Raw genomic sequence first — 23,880 nt, 5'->3', positions numbered from 1 at the left:
CGTCGTCGGCTGATACGTCTCGGAACGCCGTCGTCAGTCAGCGCCGCTTTGCATCGCAGTCGACATCTCGCCTGCTTCGAGCGTCGCCGATTCGGGGAGTTCGTTTCGCACGTCGTCGCGTGCACGGTCCTGAATGACCTCTGCGTAGGCATCCGGCATCACACGCGTGAAGTTCTCGATCTCCTCGTCCCAGTTATCGAGGAGTTCCTCGGCGCGTTCGGAGCCTGTGTAGGCAGCGTGGTTTTCGACGAGGCGAGTCAGCATCTCCCGGTCGCTCCCTTCGAGCGTTCCCGAGATCGAAACCATCCCTTTGTTTGCACGCTGGTCGAACGTGTCGTCTGCATCGTAGACGTAGGCAACACCCCCGGACATCCCGGCGGCGAAGTTCTTCCCGGTCTCGCCGAGCACGGCGATTGCACCGCCGGTCATGTACTCACAGCCGTGGTCGCCGACAGATTCGACGACACCTTTCACACCGGAGTTCCGGACCGCGAATCGCTCACCGGCGGCACCGTTGACGTAGCATTCGCCCTGGGTTGCACCGTACAGCGCGACGTTTCCGGTGATGATGTTGTCCTGGGCACTGTAGCTGGCCTCCTCGGGTGGTCGAACGATCAGCTTCCCACCCGAGAGTCCTTTGCCGAGATAGTCGTTCGCCGTGCCGACGAGTTCCATCGTCACACCGTCCTGCGTGAACGCACCGAAACTCTGTCCGGCGGTTCCGTCCAGGCGGATCGACAGCGTATCAGCGGGTAGTCCCTCGACACCGTACTCCTCGGAGATCCGGTTCGAGAGTGTGGCACCGACAGTGCGATGGACGTTGTCGATATCCTTGCTGATGGTCACCGGTTCGCCGTTCTCGATGGCGCCTTTCCCCTCTTCGAGCAGTTCCCAGTCGAGCTGTTTGTCGACCTCGTGGTCCTGTTCACGGGTCTTGTACCGGTCGACACCCTCCGGACGGTCCGGTTCGACAAGCAGCGTGGAGAGGTCGAGTTTCTTCGCTTTCTCCTGGGTGATGTCGTCACGCTGACGGAGCAGGCTCGCTCTGCCGATCATCTCCTCGATCGATTCGAAGCCGAGTTCGGCCATGATCTCGCGGAGTTCCTGGGCCATGAACGTCATGTAGTTGATGACGTGCTGTGGCTGGCCGGGGAACCGCTCACGGAGGTTCTCGTTCTGGGTCGCGATCCCGACCGGACAGGTGTTCTCGTGACACTGCCGTGCCATCACACAGCCCGAGGTGACCATCGACGCTGTCCCGAACGTGTAGCCTTCCGCACCGAGCAACGCTGCGACGGCAACGTCACGGCCAGTTTTCAGCCCACCGTCGGTCGTCACTCGAATCCGGTCGCGGAGCCCGGTCTGACAGAGCATCTGGTTCGCTTCGGCGAGGCCGAGTTCCCACGGCACACCGGCGTTTTTGATGCTCGTCTTCGGTGAAGCACCTGTCCCACCGTTGTCACCGGAGATGTGGACGACGTCGGCGTTCGCCTTCGCGACACCCGTCGCGATGATACCGACACCTGCCTCGGCGACGAGTTTCACGTTGACGTCCGCGTCGGGGTTCGAGGCTTTCAGATCGTGGATGAGCTGTTTCAGATCCTCGATGGAGTAGATGTCGTGCAGCGGTGGTGGCGAGATGAGGCCGACACCCGGCGTCGCGTAGCGGACGTGAGCGATCATCTCGTTTACCTTCTTGCCGGGGAGGTGGCCGCCCTCGCCGGGCTTGGAACCCTGTGCCATCTTGATCTGGAGTTCCTCTGCAGCCGAGAGATACGTCGAGGTGACGCCGAACCGGCCGGAAGCGACCTGCTTGGTCGCGGAGTTCTTCTCGGTGTCGAACCGTTCCGGTGGCTCACCGCCTTCGCCGGTGTTCGACGTGGCACCGATCCGGTTCATCGCGATCGCGTTGTTCTCGTGCATCTCCGGGGAGAGCGAGCCAAGCGACATCGCAGCTGTCTCGAATCGTTTGACGATATCCTCGACTGGCTCGACGTCTTCGATCGGGATCGACTCGCGTTGTTCGTCTTCGAATTCGAGCAACCCCCGGAGTGTCGCGAGCTGTTCTTGCTGGTCGTTGACGAGTTCGGCGAACTCCTGGTAGGTCTCGTAATCGCCCTGCCGGACGGCCTGCTGCAGGTGGCTGACTGTCTGTGGGTTCCACTGGTGGTAGATGCCGTTCGAGCGGTTCTCGTACTCGCCGACACGTTCCATGTCGGCGTCGTCTGTCCAGGCGACCTCGTGTCGTTTTTCGAGATCGGACTCGATCTCCTCCATCCCGATTCCTTCGGTCCGGTTTTCGGTCCCCTCGAAATACTCATCGATGAAATCCGAGGAGAGGCCGACCGCCTCGAAAATCTGGGCGCCCTGGTAGCTCTCGACCGTCGAGATCCCCATCTTCGACATCGTCTTCAGGAGACCGTCTTCGACTGCATTCATGTACGCGTCGATGGCCCTGGACGGATCGGCACCGTCCGGACCGGCGACGAGATCGGTGATCGTCTGGTATGCCAGGTACGGGTTGACTGCACCGGCACCGTAGCCGATCAGCGTCGCGAAGTGATGAACTGCACGCGGGTCGCCAGATTCGAGAACGAGCCCGACGTGGTTTCGCTGTCCGTTCCGGACGAGGTGGTGGTGGACACCACCGACGGCGAGCAACGACGGGATCGGGACACGGTCCGGATCGGCGTTCCGGTCCGAGAGAACCACGATGTCGTGCTCGTTCACGGCAGCAGACGCGTCGTCTCGTACTACCTCGACGGCGGATTCGAGATCGTCTTCGTCCGGATCGTACGTGATATCGACGATTTTCGTCGACATCCCGTTCTCGTCGAGTTCTTTGATGCCTGCCATCTCCTGGTCAGTCAGGATCGGCGAATCGAGGACGAGCTGGCGGGCATGTGCCTGGGTCTCGTCGAGGAGGTTGCGCTGGTTACCCAGCCGCGTCTCCAGACTCGTGACCAGTTCCTCCCGGATGTAATCCAGCGGCGGGTTCGAGACCTGTGCGAACAGCTGTTTGAAGTAGGTGAACAGTGGTCGGTTGAACTGCGAGAGCACCGACAGCGGGGTGTCGTCACCCATCGAGCCGACAGGGTCTTTGCCCTTTTCGGCCATCGGTTCGAGGAGGTGATCGACCTCGTCGTAGGTGTAGCCGTACATCGCCTGGTGGCCCCGGAGTGTGTCGACTTCCTGCTGTGGCGTGTTGTCGTCGTCCGGCGAGATATCCTCGATGACGACCTGTTCTTCCTCGACCCACTCGCCGTACTTGTCGTCGACGAGTCCATCGAAGACTTCTTCGTCGGGGACGACTCGTCCCTCGTTCGGATCGGCGAGGAAACACTCGCCGGGCTGGAGGCGACCACGTTTCGTGATTTCGCTCTCGTCGTAGTCGAGCGCACCGACCTCGGAGGACATCACGAGCGTGTTGTCTTCGAGGATGTCGTACCGGCACGGCCGGAGTCCGTTCCGGTCGAGCACCGCACCGACGCGTTCGCCATCAGTCGCCGCGACGAGCGCGGGACCATCCCACGGTTCGACGAGCGAGGCGTGGTAGTCGTAAAACTCCTCGCGGGCACCCGAGACGTTCGTGTTCTCGCCACGCCAGGCTTCAGGGATCAGTGTTCGGAGTGCGTGTGGCAGTGATCGACCCGTCTCCATCAGCAGTTCGAGCGCGTTGTCGACACTCGCCGTGTCGGATTGCTCGGGGTCGTCGATGATCGGCTTGATCTTCTCGATATCCTCACCGAAGGCCTCGTCCTGAATATCTGTCTCGCGTGCACGCATCCAGTTGATATTGCCCTGGATGGTGTTGAACTCACCATTGTGGATGATGTTCCGGTAGGGGTGTGCGAGATGCCACGCACCGAGTGTGTTCGTCGAGAAGCGGGCGTGGACCATCGCGAACGTCGACTGCATCCGCTCGTCTGTGAGATCCGGGAAGTAGTCGACGACCTGTTCGGCCTTGAGCAGCCCCTTGTAGACGACCGTCTTCCGGTCGAGCGAGACGATGTAGAACCGCTCCGAGCCGGGTAGCTCCTCAGATTCGATCGTATCTTCGACGACTCGCCGTCCGATGTAGAGCTGTCGTTCGAACTCTTCCTCGTCGACGTCCTCGGTGGGTGCGACGACGACCTGCTGGATGTTCGGTTCTGACTCCAGGGCCGTGGCACCGAGATCCGAGTTGTCCGTCGGGACGGAGCGCCATGCGAGCACGTCGAGTCCTTCCTCGGCGAACAGCTCCTCGGCACGATTTTTCAGCTGTTCGACAGCGTCCGGATCCTGTGGCAGAAAAAGCGAGCCGACAGCGTAGTTCCCCGGTTCCGGGAGTTCGACGTCGATCTTTGCCTCGAAAAACTCGTGTGGAATCTGAAGCAAAATACCTGCGCCATCGCCAGTGTTCTGTTCTGCACCGGTCGTCCCCCGGTGTTCCATACATTCTACCAGTTCGAGTCCATCGGCGACGACCTCGTGGCTACGTACACCATCGAGATCCATCACCATGCCAACCCCACAGTTTGATCGGGCGTCCGTGGGGTCGGCGAGACCGACCTGACCAGTCTCTGAGTCTCGCCCAGTCATATCAGTACAGTCCATGGGCTGGAACCATATGAGCCTACCCCTCAAACCCACTTCCTGTATAATAGCCAAATAAGGCGATATTATGCCACTTATATTTTTATGGAAAATAATGAACGATATGCGAGCACCACAGGCAGCCAGGGTTTCGTGCAGCCTCCGAAACGTGACGGTATACACTGTTTACTCCCAGCATTGTCAGTCGGACGTCTGACGAACACTTTTCAGGTGATATCCGAATTACACTACTGTACGGGTTCTGACCGATCCCGCAGGCTGGTGCAGCCGACGAGACAAGACAATGACGAAAAACCTACTAAATATCGATTACGACTCCAGTGCGGACAATCAACTGGTCGAAGCGCTCGCAAATATCTGGTTTCAGATGCTCATCCTCGGCGTTCTCCTGATGGGAGTCCTGTCGGGAATCGCCTTTGGCATAGAGATCTGGCGATGGCCGGTCGCACTCGCCGTCCCGGTCGTTGCCTGGTGGTTCGGTACGTGGTATGGGAAATTTAACGCGGGACAGGGAGACAACGGCCACCTGTAGCGACGTCCGACGTACCGAGCCACATTACAACGAAGCGAGATTTTGCCTGAGTTTGATCGTCGTCGTCATCAGCGCCGTTGCAGTCATAATCAGGAACACGATCTGGATATGCAAGACGACAGCGCGGTCGATCCCGAGTGGGATGGAGAGTGCAACGATACTCACCAGGCCACCGAAGACGAGCACCGGGAGCAGATGCCGGAGCAACGAGTCGAGCATCGTTCCCTGGAGACGTCTGTTCGCGACCTGCTGGCGGAAGAAGACGACTCCGTAGCCGACAAGCAGGAGACCAGTGACTCCTTCGATGAGTGCGGTCAGGGACGTCTGCCCGAGAACAGTCACCGTAACCACGTAAAGACCGATGGCGACGGCAGCGATCAGCTGGAACACTCCCTGGATCTGGTTCGACTGTCCGAGTCCCTCGCGGCCTGTCAGTGTGGCAATTTTCCGCAGCGAGAGGACGAGAAACAGCGTCATCGCGAGCAGGAGTCCGTTTTTCGAGGCAAACTGGATCGAGCTAACGATATCGACAATCCAGGCGAGGGCGTACACCGCCGCGAAGACGCCGATGTACCGGAGTGACTCCCAGATCTCTCGCTGTGTCTCGATATCCGAAGCCAGCATGTTGCGGTGGGCGTAGTAGGAAAATCGGAGACCCAGGGCTGCCAGCAGGGAGACACCCAGGAAGAAAATGAACGTCAGATTTGCGTTTCCTTCGATCAGGTGGAGACTAAAGTCGATACTGAAGCCGAAGATCCCTACCTCGACCATACGTTACTCACCATCTACCCACTCGTACTCACGGTTTGCAGCAATCATTGTAAGATCGTTCTGAAGATACTCTACTGTTTCGTACCGCTTTATTTTCTCGTTTGCCATTGCTTTCCTGATAATATCGTCGAACCCCGGAGGTGCGCCTGCCTCGCTCGGGGTCGGTGGCGGCTCGTGCAGGACCTGGGTCCTGAGCTCCTCGAACGTCCCCTGATATGGGGGCTGACCAGTTACGAGGTAATAGAGGACGGCACCGAGCTGGTAGAGGTCGGTCTGGTGATCCACGATCCCGAACTGCTGGCTGTAGTACTCCGGTGCGGCATACGCTGGGTCGAGGTACGTTGCGGGTTCGAAGTCGTACCGGAACTCCTGCATCAATCCAGCGTTGTCGATCAACGGGGTTCCCCGTCCGACATCCTCGAACCCTCCCCCGACGAAGACGACAGCTCTGGGGTCGAGCCCGCCGTGGATCAGATCGTGCTGGTGGAGATGTGCAACTCCCTCGACGAGTTCGCGGGCAGTCGTCAGCGGTGAGAGAAAATCCATCGGCCCTCGGTCGGCGAGACGCTCGTTTATCATCGCGGTTGCGATCCAGGGTCGCGGGCGTGCTCCGTAATCCAGGACAGTCACCAGTCGTTCGTGTGCTGTGACCGGGGCAAATCGACCGAGAGTATCGGTAATCCGGTCGGCAAACTCCGAGACAGCCGACTCCGGCCGGTCGAGAATCCGACGCGCGATATCTTCCTGACGACCCCCGACCCCAGCGAGAGCCTCGTACACAGTGCCGTACAGCCCGCGGTACTGTGAACCAGTCATATGAAGATGGTCGAATCGACTCTGTGATGCGATCGAGAGAACCGATTCGGGCAGATCCATCTCGTATCCCTAGAAAGGCGAAAGCTGTGATTTAAAGGTATTTATTGAGCATCAAATATGATTCTACTGTAACGGAACCTTCACTGGTACTTTCAGCAATGATAATTCCACGGTCAGTTTAACATACGAGTGACCGAATGCATACGTAATGAGCGACAAGAACAGCTCCCTTCTCCCAAGCATCATTGCAAACAGCTATGCAGCCCGACTCGGGGTTGCACTGTTGTTTGCTGTGGTGGTGATGCTAGTGTTCGGACTCGTCATCAGTGTCCAGGCGTCCGAGACGCTGGAAGACGATGTCGAGTCCGATCTCACTGGTCTCTCGGAGTCACAGGCTGGCGAACTGGATGCGTGGCTACAGAGTACCGAACGGAGCGTCAGAGGAAGTTCTGACGCCGCTGCGTTGAATACAGACGATACGACAGCGATAAGTGACTATCTCGAAGATCGCGTGGAAAACGAACAGGTCTCGACGAACGTCGCGGCGGTTCACTACTACAACACCGAAACCGGGACGATCGAGGCCAGTTCGAACGAGAACTTCGTCGGCGTCGATCCAGCCGAGCAAGGGGCTGCATTCGCCGAGAATCCGCCCGAGTTCGACAGTCCACACGAGACACACATCACCGAACCGTTCGAGGTATCGATCGCGGATCACCCGATCATCGCTGTCCTCTCTCCGGTGACAGGCCAGGAAAACCACGTTCTCGTGTATATGACTGATCTCCGAGAGCGCACGAGAACGATATCGGACCAACGCGACGATTCGTTTACCGTGGTTGTCAACAGTGAGAATCAGTACATCGCGCACCCGAACGCGAGCAGGATTCTCGCGGACCACGAGGGAGGGGCAGAGATGCGTGCGATGCTTTCCGCCGGCGAGTCGACGTTCATGAAGATGGACGAAGAAGTCATGGGGATGACGAAGCTGGAATCGACCGATTGGACGGTGATGTCTCACTCAGACAGGGAAGAGGCATTCGCCCTGAGCAATCAGATCAACTCGGATCTCATCGGACTGTTGTTGCTCGCAGTGATCAATCTCGGACTCGTCGGTGTGACTATCGGTGCGAACACGGTCACCTCGCTTCGACGGCTGTCGAACCGGGCTCGCGAGATGGGTGAGGGGAGACTGGACGTCGATCTCTCCACGTCACGTTCCGACGAGATCGGTGGCCTCTACCAGTCGTTCGATACCATGCGAACCTCGTTACGTAACAGTATCGAGGAAGCCGAACAGGCTCAGGCGGAGGCAGAGCAGGCCCGTAAGGAGGCAGAAGAGGCACGAAAGGAGGCAGAAAACGAGAGTGAAGTCATGCAGGAGATCAACGATGATCTCGAACGACAGGCCGCCCAGTACCAGGAGGTGCTCGGCGAAGCGGCGGCGGGTGATCTCACACAGCGTGTCGAACCCGACAGTTCCAACGAGGCGATGCAGCAGGTCGGTGCGGAGATCAACACGACGCTGGATGCACTCGAAGAGATCATCGCGACGACGAAATCCTTCGCACAGGACGTCTCGATGGCAACGGAGCAAGCCGGTGACAACGCGCGACAGGTCAACCAGGCGAGCCAGAACGTCCGGGACTCGATCGGCGAGATTTCGAAGGGTGCCTCCAACCAGAGTCAGCGTCTGCAGGATGCCGCCTCGGAGATGGAGGGGCTCTCCGCGACCGCCGAAGAGGTCGCTGCCTCCGCCCAGCAGGTCGCGACCACTTCGCAGGCTGCTGCGGAGGTCGGCGAGACCGGCCGTGAAGCCGCTCAGAAAGCAGTCGAGCAGATGAACAGCATCGACGAGGAGACGGATAGAACGGTCGAAGAGATCAACGCCTTAGCCGAGGATCTCTCCGAGATCGGCGAGATCGTCGATCTGATCACACAGATCGTCGAGCAGACGAACATGCTCGCGTTGAACGCCTCGATCGAGGCCGCCCGCGCGGACGCGGGCGGTGACGGCTTCGCGGTCGTGGCAGACGAAATCAAGGGACTCGCCGAGGAGACGAAAGACGCAGCCGGGGATATCGAAGACCGGATCGACCGGATCCAGGCGCAGGCCGACGAGACAGTCGAAACTATGGAAGCAACAAGCGAACAGGTGAACATCGGGACAGAGACAGTCGAAGAGGCGATCGACGCGCTCGAACGGATCGTCGAATCGACCGAGGAGGTCGATACCGGCATCCAGGAGATCGACGATGCGACCGAAGAACAGGCACGGACGGCACAGAACGTGATGGGCGTCATCGACGATCTGACGGATATCAGCCGGGAGACTGCAACAGAAGCAGACAGTGTCGCCGACGCGGCACAGGCACAGACCGAGTCGATCGACGAGGTCGCCAACTCCGCCGACGAGCTGCGCGACAGTGCACAGGCACTCGACGATCTCCTCGACCGGTTTACGGTCAAATCAGATTCGAACGCGGGTGGGTCGACCACCAGCTTCGGTCGATCCATCGAAGGAGGTGATTCGTAATGTCAACACTCACGACGTGGTTTTCGTTCGGCACTGTCGGGATGGCCCTCGGGACGCTCGCGCTCGCGTACGGGTTCAAGTTAATCGACGAGAAGAATCACAAACGCTACTCGATACTCGTCGCCGTCCCACTGATCGCGGTCGGTGCATACGGTCTGATGGCACTGGGGATCAGTAATATTTCGACCCAGAGCGGGGAGAGTGTGTATGTCCTCAGGTATATCGACTGGCTGTTGACGACGCCGCTGCACGTCCTCTATCTCGGGTTGCTGGCTGGCGCGGCGATGGGGACGATCTACCGTTCGATCGGCCTGATGGCGCTGACGATCGTCCTCGGTTTCGGTGGGGCAGTGCTGGACGGTATCCTCGGCTGGCTGCTGTACATCCTCGGGTCAGTTGCCTTCGTCGGCGTGATCTACTACGCGATGTACGATTTCGACGACGCTGTCCAGCAGAAAGACGACAGCACAGTCGCACTGTACCGGAAGCTCCGGGCGTTCCTGATCGTCCTCTGGCTCATCTATCCGTTCATCTGGGTTCTGGCCCCCGTCGGACTGGGACTGATGAACATCGAGACCAGCGCACTCGTCATCTCCTATCTCGACATCGTAGCAAAGGTCGGCTTCGGATTGATCGCGCTGTCGGGCCAGCTGGTCGCGACCGGAACGACCGATCCGGCCGGTGTGACAGCCGACTGATCGCTATCACGGGCGGTCAACACGACGCAATTTCTCACAAATGCTTAGTTAGTCAGGCGTGACACTGCCCGTATGAACGTTGCTGTACTCGGGGCCGACTCCGCGGGACGGGACATTGCGTCACTGTGCGCCCGGGCCGGACACGGGGTGAGCCTCTATGCCGAAGAAGCCACCAGCGTGATGGATCGGATCGACGATATCGAACGAAGGATCATCGATGCTGCTGCCGATGGCGAAATCACACTGGAGATGAAAAGTGACGTCCTGGACGAACTGGAAGCGACGACAGATCTGGGGGGCGCAGTCGCCGGTGCAGACGTGGTTTTCGAGACGACGATCACCGAGCCGGGGGAATTGCAGGCCAAGTTTGCGGAGATCGAGTCCGCCACCGAGCGGGAGACACTGATTACAACCAGCACGATCACGCACGCTGTGACGACAGCCGCGGCCGGACTCCGACAGCCCGACCGCGCATTCGGATTGCACTTTTTCGACCGCTCCGAGCCGACAGTCGTGGAACTGGTCGTCGCCAAACAGGCGACTGCCGAGGCGACAGAGCGCGCAGAGGCGTTCCTCGAAACCATCGGCGTCACACCGGTTCGCGTCGCTGACGTGGCCGGCATCGCCTCGACCAGGCTCGAACTCGTCCACGAGGTCGAAGCGATGCGGGCTGTCGAAGACGAAGTGGTAACCGTCGAGGGGATCGACTCGCTGTCGACGAAGGCGTATCACCATCCGATGGGGCCGCTCGAACGGGCTGACCGCGCCGGACTGGAGAGCCGGCTGGAGACGCTCGAAACGCTCGCCGAGGCGCTCGGAGCCCGGTTCGAACCACCGGCGATCCTGCGGGAGCTGGTCGAAAACGGCTACACCGGGATGGCCGCGGGGACCGGGTTTTACCGGTGGGAGAGCGGCGAGCCCGTCGAATCGGCTCTCGAAACACCACGGATCGCCCAGCAAGACGAGCAAATCGACGATCCGACGCAGTCGTAGAGAAAAGAAGAGAAGTTTGAGTCTAGCAGTACTTTGATTAGCTAAAAATCAGCTTTTTGGAGATTATGAACAGCAAGAAAGCCCCGCGGCTCTGAACTCGGGGGACCCATCTGCGCTCCAGTCGGTGGCCGCGGGTCACACCCGCGGGCCCGGGAGACGGAGTCTCCCGACGCTTGATGGGTCCGCCTTCGTCCAGAGCCGCGCCCCTTTCAGTCCCGCCCGCCCTAGAAAGTCACGCCGGGGCGGGACTGAAAGGGGCCGTCCGCTTGGTCCGTCCCAGACGAAGCAAGGACCGCAACGCAGTGAGGACCGTAGCGAGTCTCGGGCGGTCAAGCGGACGGGGGCTTTCTTGCTGTTCGTAGTGGCATTTCTGTCTTCAGTAACTCGAAAACGATTTTCGTACTAAGCTCACTATAAAATTCTACATCAGCCAGATCAGACACGCCAACACAACTTGGAAATTCTTAAAAGCGATGCTGTGATAGAGAGGGTATGAGCGATAGTCAGGCGCGAGAAACGCCAAAATGCATCTCGTGTGGGATCCACGTCGCGGGGACGAGTGCGGCCTCGTTCAAATGCCCCGACTGTGGTCACCAGATCCACCGCTGTGCGAAGTGTCGCAAACAGAGTAACCTCTACGAGTGCCCCGACTGCGGATTCACAGGACCATAACCATGGGAAAAGTAGCAGCTGCCGTCAAAGTCATGCCGAACGATCCGGATGTCGATTTGGATCAACTACAGGAAGCGCTCGAACAATCACTGCCGGAAGGCGCGAAAATCAACGGCGTCGAACGTGACGACGTTGCCTTCGGGCTGACCGCACTCATCCCGACGGTGATCGTCCCCGACGACGCCGGCGGGACCGAAGCCGTCGAAGAAGCGTTCAAGAAGGTCGACCACGTCGAGAGTGTCTCGGTCGAAGACGTCGGTCGCCTCTAGCTCGGACCGTTTTTTACTGTCGTCTCGAACTCACAGCAGCGGCTCCGGACCGGGTGGGGCTGCGCGTTTGTGCGCGCTCTGCTCGTACAGTTCCTCGATCGTCTCGACGGTCTCCAGATCGATCTCGAGTTCGCGAGCGGTCCCGGCGGCTGACACCGGCCCGTCGATGTGCAATGCGAGAACCGAGTCGAGCAGGTCGTAGCCGATGCCGAGTTCGTCTTCGTCGGTCTGGTCGGCCCACAGCCCCGCAGTCGGTGTTTTCTCTGCGAGATCGTCTGGGACACCGACGTGTTTTGCGAGCTGGCGGACCTGCTGTTTGTAGAGGTTCGCGATCGGGTGGCAGTCCACTGCCCCGTCGCCGTACTTGGTGAAGTAGCCGACAGCGGCCTCACTCCTGTTGCCCGTTCCCAGCACGATACCGTTGCGACGGTTGGCCTCGAAATACGAGGTGATCGCGCGCATGCGAGCGCGAGTGTTGCCGACTGCAACCTGAATCGCCTCGTCGTCTGCATCCGACGGATCGACGTTCGGGTTGGCGTCCATGAACGCCTCGATCAGTGGTTCGATCTCGATCACGTCGTACTCGATGCCGAGCAGTTCGCTCGCGACCCTTTCGGCGTCGCTCATGTTCGACTCCCTGTTGACCGTACTCGGCAAGACGAGTCCGTAGACGCTGTCGGCTCCGAGTGCCTCGACGGCGAGATGGGAAGTGAGTGTGCTGTCGATCCCGCCGGAGAGGGCGATGACCGCGACATCCGCCCCGGCAGCCTCGTACTGGGAGCTGATAAACTCTGTAATGTGCTCCCGGTGTTCTTCCAGCTCTGCCTCTGAAAAAGCCAAATCCAGTGGCGCATCTGTCTGTACAATCTCTGGCATATACCGGCTAGTAGTACTGGAGTGTGAAAAATTGTCTCGGTTGGGGGAGTCGATAGAATCAAGCCCGTGACGTGAAAAGTGCGGGTATGGACTCGCTCGACAACAGCGTCGACGCCAGGACGGTCGAGTACGAGCCAGTCGGCGTCAAGAACCTGCTGGTCTCGATGAAAGACAGCTCGGAGCTGATCGTCGATCTGGCCTACTCGGCGCTGTTGCACAACAGCGAGGATCTCGCTGCGGAGGTACTGGAACTCGAACGGGAGATGGATCTTCTCCAGTTGCAGGCCCGCATGAACATGCTGATGGCCGTCCGCAAGCCCGACGATGCCAGACAGCTCGCCCCAGTGTTGGGGATCATCGGCGCGACGGAGAAGATCAGCGACGCGGCCGGTGATATCGCACAGCTCGTACTCGGCGAGGAGGCGCTGCCGGGAGCGATCCAGACCTCGCTGCCCGAGGCGATCGAAGTTCTCGAACGCGCCGTCGTCGTCGAGGGGTCGAAATATAGTGGCCGGACACTCGGCGAGATCCATCTCGAAACCGAGACCGGCGTGCGTGTCATCGGGCTCCGGTCGGACGACGACTGGGATCTGAACCCCGACAGAGAGACACAGCTGGATGTCGATGACGTGGTCCTGCTCCGGGGCAAGGAGTCGAACATCTCCGGCGTGTATCAGTCTGTGACTGGCGAACCCTACGAGCGCCCCGAGGGGGAGACAGAGGAACTGACGGATCTGGAACGTGCCGTCGATACGATCGTCCTGATGAAAGATGTCAGCGAACTCGCCGTCGACCTCGCGTACGCGAGTGTACTCTTCGACGACGAGGAACTCGCCAGAGAGGTGCGCTCACTGGAAGTCGAGGTCGACAGTCTGAAGGCCCGGCTCGAAGCCTGGACACTCCAGGCCGCAGCGGACGTGGCCGACCCAGTCTCACTTCGGGGACTGTTGGGGCTCGCGGGGAGTAGCGAGATGATCAGCGATGCAGCGCTCGAAATCACCGAGGGAATCCTCCGGGATATCGATACCCACCCGGTGATCGCCGAATCAGTCCGGGAGAGCGATGTCGGCGTCCGACGGGTCGAACTGGCGGATGAAAGCGGCTACGCTGGACAAACTGTCAGCGAGATCCTGTCCGACCACGCGGGCGTCTCGGTGATCGCGATCCACAGAAAGGACGGCGACTGGGTGTTCTATCCCGACAGCGAGGAGACGGTCCACGCACACGACGTGATACTCGTCCGTGGAACCTGGGACGCGACAGAGAAGCTGGTCGAAAACGCGATTTGATTGCCTGCCGACGGTCAAAATCCGAGGACAAAACCGGAAACGCCGATAAAGATGATCATCCCGAAGACGTCGACGACGTTCGTCACGATGGGGATCGTGGTGTCGTCGGGATCGATCCCCAGCTGGTAGGAGACGTAGGTTGCAGCGAAGCTGAAAATGATGGCAATCACTGCGAGAGACATCCCGCTCACCAGCGAGATGAAAAGCAGGGTTCCAAAGCCCAGCGAACTGCCGATGACGAACCCGATGATGTACGCACCGACGGCCTGTGCGGTGAACACCGTCGCTGCCAGTGCCAGGATTGCGAGGATGTTCGCCCACAGATCCCGGTCTCTGGGGTCGAGTTCTGTCGTCCCAAGGTGAAAGCGCGTCGACAGCCGGGCGCTCAGGATGGCGCCCAGGTTCCCACCCATCCCGACCATCGTCGGGACCATCACGGCGAGGAGACCGTACTCGTCGAGTAACGCCTCTGCATCTTCGAGTGTGATCCCGGCGATGAGGACGATACCCGAGAGGACGACCAGTAGCGGAAACATGTTCCTGACGATGCGCTGCCACTGCCAGGAGCCGAGTGAACTCCCCGACCGGGCCACTACAGCAACACCCCGACGAGCCACACCGAGAGAATCATAAAGAGCATGCCGAAGATATCGCCGAGCGTGGTCACGATCGGCCCGACCAGGTTGTCCGGATCGTAGCCGTATTTGAAGCCGGCGAAGATGATCCCGAGCAGGCCGACGATCATCAGAAACGAGGTCAGGAAGCCGGCGATGAACATGATTCCGACCAGTTCGAGGAGCCGTGCGACTTCCCAGCCCGGGAGCACGGAGAGGACGATCCAGGTGAGAAAGCCGATGAAAATCGAGATCCCGATACCGTTGATGAGGGATGCGATGACGGCGTTGACAATTCGTTCGTCGTACTCGAACTCGGGATCGATCAGCCCCTGGTGGAGGCCGCTGGAGATCCGGCCCCCGAGTGCACCGTAGACGTTGCCCCGCGTTGCCAGAAAGACTGGGACCATCACCAGGAGGCCGGGGAATCGTTCGACGCTATCGGTCAATCCTTCGAGGACAATGCCGGAAAATAATCCGCCGCCGAGCGCCACGAACAGGATCGGGAGCGATTCCCGATAGATCTTCCAGATGTCCTCGCGGACGCCCATACCAGTTACAGATTGACGGCTCCATTAAACCTGACGAGACGGCGACGGTGTACTGGTTTAGGTGATTATTCTGTGTAGAGTGATTCGAGTTGCGGAGAAAATTGTTCGCTCTAGGCGAGGGTGCCGTAGAACGCTTCACCCACCCTGGAGATCGTCCTTCCCAGAGTGTCTCCGCGTTCGTGGTTGTATCTCATCAGCCAAACTGCACTCTACCCTCCGAAAACAATCGTCTTATAGTAATTATTGCGAGTCTGTACGGCTCTGGCAACGCAAACTGTGAGTTAGGCGCCGTGACACATGTAGATCTGTGACTCGGTCACGAAAATAACCGCACTAATCACTATCAGGAACCGGTCGGGGCTGAACTGATCTGTGGGCTATCTTTTCGTCAGGCCGAAATAAAAGATTATCACGGAATGAACTCTATTCTGATGTACGGTTGGGTATCGGCCGGACGGGGCCGACGTGGACGGCACACGTTCGGAACGTATAATTCGTACTCCCAACGGTGATCCGACATGAAACTGGAAGACAAACGAATCGCCATGTTGGTCGGACCCGGATTCGAGGACCTGGAGTTCTGGGCCGTCTATATGCGCATCAAAGAGGAAGGGGCACAGATCGACGTCGTCGGCACGGAAGCGGGCGTCGAGTACACGGGAAAAAGCGGCGGGCTCACCGCCGAGACCGAACTTGCGGCCGAGGAGGTCGACCCGGCGGCGGTTGACGCGGTCCTGGTCCCCGGCGGCTGGACCCCAGACAAGATTCGCCGCGACCAGTCGGTGCTCGACCTCGTTCGGGACGTCTACGAGGACGACAAAATCGTCGGAATGATCTGTCATGCCGGGCTGGTCGGCATTTCCGCAGGCATCGTCGAGGGCTCGGATTCGACGGGATCGCTGGGCATCAAAGACGACCTCGTAAACGCCGGCGCAACCTGGGTCGACGAACCGGCGTTCCGCGACGGCAACATCGTCTGGGGACGCGTCGTCGAGGACATCCCCGATTACTGCCGCGTCCTGGTGGATGCACTGGCCGAGCACCCCGCATAAGAAACCGTCTCGGTTCTCGGTAGGCGCGGGCACGTCCGTGACCCGGAGTCTCGACCGGTGCCAGAAGAAACGTCGCATACTGATTATTGGCTGGCCAACCGAACGACGTGGGTGTAAATGAAAGAGGGCGGTCGCTTTCTTGCTATGCTTGTTATTTGTGATCATACCAGTTCGATCTGGCTGGCATACATCTCGCCGCTGGACCATCGGGGTTTTTAGCCGGGCACGCAAAGAGAGGCAGTATGTCGCAGTCGCAACTCGGGGCCTTCCAAGACGATGGGGACGACGGCTCGGCGGGTCGCCCCGCCGCCGAAGCCGAGGCTGTCGCGGGCACAAACGGCGGGACAACTGCCCCGCGCATCGAGACCGACGAGCATCTCTTTCCGGCGGTCGAGGACACCGTCGACCTTGCAGTCATGCAAGTCAACTACACCGTCGAGGGACGGGGTGACGACGAATACCCGGTCGTCCACGTCTTCGGACGAGCGCCCGACAGCGAACTCGTCCACGTCAAAGTCTACGAGTTCCGACCGTACTTCTACGCGCCGACGGAGAACCTGACCGACGGGCGACTCGAAGAGTACGACCGGATCACTGGCTGGGAGGAGACCGACGAGAACGGCGACCCCTACGAATCGATCCGGGGCGAGAAGCTGACCAAGATCTTCGGGCAGACGCCGCGGGACGTGGGCCAGATCCGAGACGAGTTCGACCACTACGAGGCAGATATCCTGTTCCCGAACAGGCTGCTCATCGACAAGGATATTACGAGTGGTGTCCGCGTCCCTGCCCGTGAGGACGAAGACGATAGCCCTCGCAAAACGCTCCGGGTCCACCACGAGGAACTCTCACCAGTCGAGGCCGACGCCACACCCCGGGTCAACACCTTCGATATCGAGGTCGACGACCGCCACGGGTTCCCCGAAGAAGGGGAGGAGCCGATCATCTGTATCGCGAGCCACGACTCCTACGACGACGAGTACATCCTCTGGCTGTACGAGGCACCCGACGGCGAGTCACCGCCAGAGCGCATCGACGACTACGAACCGATCAACGTCGACGATGTAGACGACCCATCCCGGAGTCTCGACTACGATATTCGATCCTACGAAGAAGAGGAGGCGATGCTCGATAGCTTCCTCACCTACATCGAAGACACCGACGTCGACCTCCTGACTGGCTGGAACTTCGACGATTTCGACGCGCCGTATCTGATCGACAGACTAGAAGTCCTCGACAGCGGTACCGACTACGATCTCGACCCAGACCGGCTCTCCCGCGTCAACGAGGTCTGGCGCAGTGACTGGCAGGGGCCGGATATCAAGGGTCGGATCGTCTTCGATCTGCTCTACGCCTATCAGCGCACACAGTTCTCCGAGCTCGATTCCTACAAGCTGGAGGATGTCGGCCAGCGCGAACTCGGCATCGGGAAAGAGCGGTATCCCGGCGATATCGGCGACCTCTGGGAGAACGACCCAGAACGCCTGCTCGAATACAACCTCCGGGACGTCGAACTGTGTGTCGAACTCGACCGCGACCAGGCGATCATCGCCTTCTGGAACGAGGTCCGGCAGTTCGTCGGCTGCAAGATCGAGGACGCGACCACCCCCGGCGATGCAGTCGACATGTACGTCCTGCACAAACTCCACGACAACTTCGCACTCCCATCGAAAGGCCAACAGGAGAGTGAGGATTACGAGGGTGGAGCCGTCTTCGACCCGATTACCGGCGTTCGAGAAAATGTCAGTGTACTAGATTTAAAGTCGCTCTATCCCATGTGCATGGTAACAATTAACGCATCTCCCGAGACGAAGGTCGATCCGGAGGCCTACGACGGCGAGACCTACCGTGCACCGAACGGGACACGGTTCCGGAAGGAACCCGACGGTGCGATCCGCGGAATGGTTGACGAGTTGTTGACAGAACGGGAAGAGAAGAAATCCTTGCGTGACGAGCACGACCCCAAAGAGCCCGAATACGACCAGTACGACAGGCAGCAAGCAGCTGTCAAGGTGATAATGAACTGCTTCACCCCGGATACAGACGTGTTGACTCCAGATGGAGTTCGGGGCATCCGTGATCTGGAAGTGGGTGACGACGTGTACTCACTCGATCCAGAGACGATGGAGATGGAAGTCAAACCGGTCGTCGAAACGCACGCGTATCCAGAATACGAGGGTGAGCTAGTCGATATTCAGACGAGCAAGATCGATTTCAGCGTCACACCGAACCATCGGATGCTCGTACGGAAAAACGAGACGAACGGTATCACGGAAGATGGCTGGTCGTTCGTCGAAGCGGGAGAGTTAGACCGTGCAACGAACTACGAACTCCCGCACGACTGGGACGGCCCAGACGGGCGTGAACTCGAAACGGTTGATCTAACAGAGTACGTCGACGAGTACGAGGTCTGGATCCGCCCAGACGTTCACGGACATACCTTCGCTTCGGAACTGGGCTACTATCCCGACACAGTTCTGAAAAACGACATCGGTAAAGAAGGATATGTTTTCGATCCAGAATCTTTCGAGGAACACCGAGAGTATATCGAAGAAGTCTCCGAACTGTCCTACATTCACAAGGAGTCCGGACGGAAGTGGGTTCCCCGGCAGTACGAGGGCGACGATTTCCTCGATCTACTCGCCTGGTATATCACCGAAGGTAACGTCTACACATCTGAGACGAAGGAGTTCGGCGACAAACTCCGGGGCTCTGCAACCACAGTGAAAATCGCACAGGAGGCACTGGCGGTCGCAGACGGCGGCGACGACAATCACGGCAGCATTGGGCAGTTGCTGGATAGAATGGGGATCGAGTACTACGTCGATGATCGATCCTATCAGTTTACATCCCGTCTGTTCGGTGACCTTCTCGAAGAGATGTGCGGGGCAAATAGCTATGAGAAGCAGATTCCAGAGTTCGTCTACGATCTATCCCAAGAACAGAAACGACAGTTCCTCGAAACGCTGATCGACGGCGATGGGGACAGGCAACCCAATTCGTGGCGCTATACGACCGCCAGTGAACAGCTGCGAGACGATGTCCTACGACTTTGTACACACCTGGGACTGACAGCAAACTACAACAAAAATAGCGGTTCGTGGCGAATCTACGTGAGCGAAGATGCCAAAAACACACTCCGGATGCACCGGAGCGGATCACGGAGTACGGCAGATGATGGTGTGTACTGTGTGACCGTTGCAGACAATCACACACTCCTGGCCGGGCGAAATGGCCGAATGCAGTTCGTCGGGCAGTCCTTGTATGGTGTGCTGGGCTGGGATCGGTTCAGACTCTACGACCGCGAGATGGGCGCGGCAGTCACTGCGACTGGACGGGACGTGATCGAGTTCACCGAGGAAGTGACTACCGAACTCGACAAGGAAGTGGTGTATGGGGATAGTGTCACAGGCGACCGGCCGGTTGTCGTTCGTGATCCATCAGGTACGATCCGAATACTCCCGATTGAGGAACTGTTCGAGATCGGGCAGAGTACAGATACAGGCGAACAAATTCTCACTGTCGATCACGGTACTGGTGAAGAGACAGCAAAAGAATACAGCACACTGGATGGCTGGGAGGCACTATCACTTTCCGAAGATATGATAACTGAGTGGCAACCGATCGAGCGGGCGATACGCCACAAAACGGACAAGGACGTCGTCACACTCCAGCACAAATTTGGAGAGTCGACAACCACACGTGACCACTCCTTTGTCGTCGAGCAGGATGGAGAGCTTACCGAACTCCAGCCCGATAACGTCGACACACCGTTGCGTATTCCATCGCTTCCATCAGTCGAGACTCGTGAGACGATCGACCTGTACGAAGTGCTCGACGGCTATACTAGAGAGTACGAAGATGGACGAAGTGTGGGCGCACAAAACGCGACAACAAAGACGAAACGAGTCCATTCGGACGGCGAAACTGTCTGGTTCGGACACCAGCAACACAAAGGACAAGATAAGACTGTCAGGCTCCAGAGATACATCGATATCAAAAGCGAGGATGGCCACGCACTCATCCGATTGCTGGCTGCATACGTCTCCGAAGGAAGTTCCTCGACGATAGAAACTACGGCATCCCGATTCGGTGCGAGTATCGCGGAGGAACGACGCTCCTGGCTCGAACAGTTGCAGGACGATTACCACCGGTTGTTCGGGAACAGTACAGCATCGATTGTCAAGAGCGATACGGGCGACGCCAGAACGGTCGAGTACGAAACCAACGCAGGGGCTACACAGGCGACCTACAACGATGTGACCCACAAACTGCAGATGATGAACGAACTGGCGGCGGTCTTTTTCCGGGAGTTTGCTGGACAGCAATCTCGGGGCAAGCAGGTTCCATCATTCGTCTTTCACCTCCCGGAGCCCGAGCAGCAACTGTTCCTCAATGTACTTGTCGAAGGTGACGGTTCACGCGAATTCCCGCGGTACTCGGAAGAGTACGCCGAACGGAATTTCGATTTCGAGACCACGAGTCGGGAACTCGCTGCCGGTCTCGGCATGCTTCTGATCCAGCGCGATAAGAAGTACTCTCTCAAATATCGTGACGACAAAGACAGCTACACGATCAGAACGTGTGATTACTACCGCGGTGGACGTGATGCCGTCCGGTCCGAATCCACCCACGACGGATACGTCTATGATCTGAGTGTCGCCGAAAACGACAATTTCGTCGATGGAGTCGGCGGGATAGTCCTCCACAATACCGACTCGGTTATGGTCGAACTCGGCGCTGACATCTCCAAAGAGGACGCAATCGAGGAGTCATTCGAGCTGGAAGAGACGATCAACGATTCCTACGACGAGTTCGCGATGGAAGAACTCAACGCGGCCGAACACCGCTTCCAGATCGAGTTCGAGAAGCTGTACAGGCGCTTCTTCCAGGCTGGCAAAAAGAAGCGGTACGCAGGCCACATCGTCTGGAAGGAGGGCAAAGACGTCGACGATATCGACATCACGGGATTCGAGTACAAGCGCTCAGATATCGCGCCGATCACCAAGGAGGTCCAGAAGGAGGTCATCGACAGGATCGTCACCGGCGAGAGCAGAGAGTCGATCAAGGATTACGTCACCGAGGTTATCGAGGACTTCCAGAACGGGAACGTCGATCCGGAGCAGATCGGCATTCCCGGTGGAATCGGCAAACGTCTCGACAACTACGATACCGATACTGCACAGGTCCGTGGTGCGAAGTACGCGAACATGCTGCTCGGGACGAACTTCCAGCGCGGCTCGAAACCCAAGCGAGTCTATCTCGACCGCGTGCATGCGAACTTCTTCGATACAGTCGAAGCCGAGTACGGCCTCGATCCGGGGACAGACCCACTCTATGGAGAGTTCCGGCGCAATCCGGACGTGATCTGTTTCGAGTACGCCGACCAGCTCCCGGAAGAGTTCGAAATCGACTGGGAGAAGATGCTCGACAAGACACTCAAGGGGCCGATTGCCCGGATTCTCGAAGCACTCGGTATCTCCTGGAACGAGGTCAAATCCGGCCAGGAGCAGAAGGGCCTCGGCGAATTCATGTGAGAGATCATCTCAGAACATACTCGTTGACTTCGAAAGCCTCTGTAAATCCATCTACTCCCGTGAGGTCGATCTGTGGTATGAGACAGCATAACCAGTAAATTCGTTTCAACCCGTTTCTGTACCCGTTTCCAGAAATTCGATCTTTGGGAATCTAAAAATGAGTTCCCCGTACTGAAAATACGAGGATGGAATACGAAACTATTATGCGTTAGTCGCCCTACTTTTCGGTTGACCTAAGATTACTATGGCAACACTCGAAATTAGCAACCTGCACGCAGAAGTCGCAGAGGAAGACGGCGAACAGATCCTGCACGGTGTCGATCTCGAAGTCGCAAGCGACGAGATCCACGCGCTGATGGGTCCAAACGGGAGTGGGAAATCCACACTGGCGAAGATCATCGCCGGTCACCCGGCCTATCGCGTCACAGATGGATCGGTAACACTCCACCTCGAGGGCGACGAGTTCGAGGAGGCAGCCGACGAGGATCTCCGGGAGTGGGACCTGCTCGATCTCGAACCGAACGAGCGAGCAGCCCTCGGGATCTTCCTGGGCTTCCAGTACCCGGCAGAGATCGAAGGCGTCACGATGGTGAACTTCCTGCGCACTGCCCTGAACGCCAAGCTCGAAGAGCGTGAGGAGCTATTCGAGGACGAAGAAGAAGAGGAAGCAGAGGCCGAGGAGTCCACCAACGAGGACGCCGCCGGCTACGACACCTCGCCGATGGAGGGAGACGTCGAAGAGGGCGAAATCGGCGTCGCAGAGTTCCAGCAGATCCTCCAGGAGAAGATGGAACTACTCGACATGGACGAGAAGTTCGCGAACCGATACCTCAACGCCGGCTTCTCCGGTGGGGAGAAAAAACAGAACGAGGTGCTGCAGGCCGCGATCCTCGAACCCGAGATCGCCGTCCTCGACGAGATCGACTCCGGGCTGGACATCGATCGACTCCAGGACGTCTCCGACGGGATCAACGCGCTCCGTGACGAGCAGAACGCCGGCATCCTGCAGATCACACACTACCAGCGAATCCTCGACTACGTCGAGCCCGATTACGTCCACGTGATGCTCGACGGCAAGATCGCCAAAAGCGGTGGCGCAGAGCTCGCAGAGGAGCTCGAAGACGAGGGGTACGACTGGGTCCGCGAAGAAGTCTACGAGGCAGCCTAACGGTGAAATAAATCATGAGTTCAGACCAAGACCATCTAGAAGAGACGGATACAGAGAAGCGCTTCGAGTTCAAAAAAGAGGAGAAGTCGGCCTTCGAGGCCGAGAAGGGGCTGACCGAGGAGACGATTCGCCTCATCTCCGAGGACAAAGACGAACCCGAGTGGATGCTCGAGCGACAGCGACGCCTCCGCGCGCTGGAGCAGTTCCAGCAGATGCCGATGCCAGACGACTGGCCAGCCGCACCGGATCTCTCTGAAGTGGACGTCGACGAAATCGTCCCCTATATCCGCCCGGACATCGAGACCCGCGGCGGGGTCGACGACTGGAACGATCTGCCAGAGGAGATCCAGGACACCTTCGACAAACTGGGTATCCCGGAAGCCGAGAAGAACGCCCTCTCCGGTGTGGGCGCGCAGTACGAGTCCGAGATCGTCTATCAGAACATGCAGGAGCGGTGGGAAGAGAAAGGTGTCATCTTCTGTGACATGGACAAAGCAGTCCAGGAACACCCGGAAATCGTGCGCGAGCACTTCATGACGAAAGCCGTGCCGCCGAGCGACAACAAGTTCGCTGCGCTGCACGGCGCGATCTGGTCCGGCGGCTCGTTCGTCTACGTCCCCGAAGATACTACCGTGGAGATGCCCGTGCAGGCGTACTTCCGGATGAACACCGACGGGATGGGCCAGTTCGAGCACACGCTGATCATCGCCGAAGAGAACTCGGAAGTCCACTACATCGAGGGCTGCTCGGCACCCAAATACTCCGAGTTCAATTTGCACTCCGGTGGTGTCGAAGTCTTCGTGCGCGAAAACGCCCACGTCCAGTACTCGACGGTGCAGAACTGGTCGAAGAATACGTACAACCTCAACACGAAACGCGCCATCGCCGAGGCTGACGCCACGATGGAGTG

The 23,880-nt window shown here is 58.7% G+C and carries 17 protein-coding genes; 11 read left to right on the top strand and 6 right to left on the bottom strand.

What is annotated here, in order from left to right:
* Positions 1-33: 33 nt before the first annotated feature.
* Entirely contained in the window at positions 34-4,581 is a 4,548-nt protein-coding gene (gene gltB / locus EOW68_RS01250) for a glutamate synthase large subunit (protein ID WP_128223367.1), read from the bottom strand.
* A 298-nt stretch (positions 4,582-4,879) separates the two neighbouring features.
* Here gltB and EOW68_RS01245 point away from each other — a divergent pair, with 298 nt between their 5' ends.
* The gene (locus tag EOW68_RS01245) at positions 4,880-5,128 is read left to right on the top strand and encodes a hypothetical protein (RefSeq protein WP_128223366.1); all 249 of its coding nucleotides are present in this window, start codon (positions 4,880-4,882) and stop codon (positions 5,126-5,128) included.
* A gap of 24 nt (positions 5,129-5,152) precedes the next feature.
* On the opposite strand, the gene EOW68_RS01240 is transcribed toward EOW68_RS01245, so the two are convergent.
* Positions 5,153-5,899: a hypothetical protein gene (locus EOW68_RS01240; RefSeq protein ID WP_128223365.1), complete on the bottom strand. Its 747-nt coding sequence runs from the start codon at positions 5,897-5,899 to the stop codon at positions 5,153-5,155.
* Positions 5,900-5,902: 3 nt separating this feature from the next.
* Positions 5,903-6,775, bottom strand: coding sequence for a protein kinase domain-containing protein (locus tag EOW68_RS01235; RefSeq protein ID WP_128223364.1), 873 nt, complete (start codon positions 6,773-6,775; stop codon positions 5,903-5,905).
* Between the two features lie 148 nt (positions 6,776-6,923).
* Between EOW68_RS01235 and EOW68_RS01230 the strand changes: the two genes are divergently transcribed.
* The 5 genes from EOW68_RS01230 (at position 6,924) to EOW68_RS01210 (ending at position 11,883) form a co-directional block, all read left to right on the top strand.
* A complete protein-coding gene (locus tag EOW68_RS01230) occupies positions 6,924-9,251 on the top strand; it encodes a methyl-accepting chemotaxis protein (RefSeq protein WP_128223363.1) in 2,328 nt (775 codons plus the stop codon).
* Positions 9,251-9,949: a bacteriorhodopsin gene (locus tag EOW68_RS01225; protein WP_128223362.1), complete on the top strand. Its 699-nt coding sequence runs from the start codon at positions 9,251-9,253 to the stop codon at positions 9,947-9,949. The genes EOW68_RS01230 and EOW68_RS01225 overlap by 1 nt, the downstream gene beginning before the upstream one ends.
* Positions 9,950-10,021: 72 nt before the next feature.
* Entirely contained in the window at positions 10,022-10,942 is a 921-nt protein-coding gene (locus EOW68_RS01220) for a 3-hydroxyacyl-CoA dehydrogenase family protein (RefSeq protein WP_128223361.1), read from the top strand.
* A 492-nt stretch (positions 10,943-11,434) separates the two neighbouring features.
* Positions 11,435-11,614, top strand: a complete 180-nt coding sequence (locus EOW68_RS01215) for an HVO_2753 family zinc finger protein (RefSeq protein WP_128223360.1) — start codon at positions 11,435-11,437, stop codon at positions 11,612-11,614.
* 2 nt (positions 11,615-11,616) lie between these two features.
* Positions 11,617-11,883, top strand: coding sequence for an elongation factor 1-beta (locus EOW68_RS01210; RefSeq protein ID WP_128223359.1), 267 nt, complete (start codon positions 11,617-11,619; stop codon positions 11,881-11,883).
* 30 nt (positions 11,884-11,913) lie between these two features.
* Here the strand turns inward: EOW68_RS01210 and EOW68_RS01205 are convergent, their stop codons facing one another.
* Positions 11,914-12,759 (bottom strand): NAD+ synthase, encoded by an 846-nt coding sequence (locus EOW68_RS01205; RefSeq protein ID WP_128223358.1) that lies wholly within the window; start codon positions 12,757-12,759, stop codon positions 11,914-11,916.
* 86 nt (positions 12,760-12,845) lie between these two features.
* Here EOW68_RS01205 and EOW68_RS01200 point away from each other — a divergent pair, with 86 nt between their 5' ends.
* A complete protein-coding gene (locus EOW68_RS01200) occupies positions 12,846-14,048 on the top strand; it encodes a potassium channel family protein (RefSeq protein WP_128223357.1) in 1,203 nt (400 codons plus the stop codon).
* 14 nt (positions 14,049-14,062) lie between these two features.
* Here the strand turns inward: EOW68_RS01200 and EOW68_RS01195 are convergent, their stop codons facing one another.
* Both EOW68_RS01195 and EOW68_RS01190 read right to left on the bottom strand, forming a co-directional pair.
* The gene (locus tag EOW68_RS01195) at positions 14,063-14,584 is read right to left on the bottom strand and encodes a magnesium transporter (RefSeq protein ID WP_128223476.1); all 522 of its coding nucleotides are present in this window, start codon (positions 14,582-14,584) and stop codon (positions 14,063-14,065) included.
* A 56-nt stretch (positions 14,585-14,640) separates the two neighbouring features.
* Positions 14,641-15,213: a magnesium transporter gene (locus tag EOW68_RS01190; RefSeq protein WP_128223356.1), complete on the bottom strand. Its 573-nt coding sequence runs from the start codon at positions 15,211-15,213 to the stop codon at positions 14,641-14,643.
* Between the two features lie 518 nt (positions 15,214-15,731).
* Here EOW68_RS01190 and EOW68_RS01185 point away from each other — a divergent pair.
* The 4 genes from EOW68_RS01185 to sufB form a co-directional block, all read left to right on the top strand.
* Positions 15,732-16,265, top strand: a complete 534-nt coding sequence (locus tag EOW68_RS01185) for a type 1 glutamine amidotransferase domain-containing protein (protein ID WP_128223355.1) — start codon at positions 15,732-15,734, stop codon at positions 16,263-16,265.
* A 242-nt stretch (positions 16,266-16,507) separates the two neighbouring features.
* Complete coding sequence (locus EOW68_RS01180; RefSeq protein ID WP_128223354.1) at positions 16,508-21,802, top strand: DNA polymerase domain-containing protein; 5,295 nt, start codon at positions 16,508-16,510, stop codon at positions 21,800-21,802.
* A gap of 244 nt (positions 21,803-22,046) precedes the next feature.
* The gene (locus EOW68_RS01175) at positions 22,047-22,970 is read left to right on the top strand and encodes an ABC transporter ATP-binding protein (RefSeq protein ID WP_128223353.1); all 924 of its coding nucleotides are present in this window, start codon (positions 22,047-22,049) and stop codon (positions 22,968-22,970) included.
* 14 nt (positions 22,971-22,984) lie between these two features.
* The coding region (gene sufB, locus EOW68_RS01170; protein WP_128223352.1) for a Fe-S cluster assembly protein SufB at positions 22,985-23,880 on the top strand (896 nt) is incomplete at its 3' end.

This window comes from Halovenus amylolytica, assembly GCA_004015825.1.
Classification (GTDB): domain Archaea; phylum Halobacteriota; class Halobacteria; order Halobacteriales; family Haloarculaceae; genus Halovenus; species Halovenus amylolytica.
The sequence above is the reverse complement of the archived record's forward strand: the minus strand, read 5'-3'. Positions and strand labels throughout refer to the sequence as shown.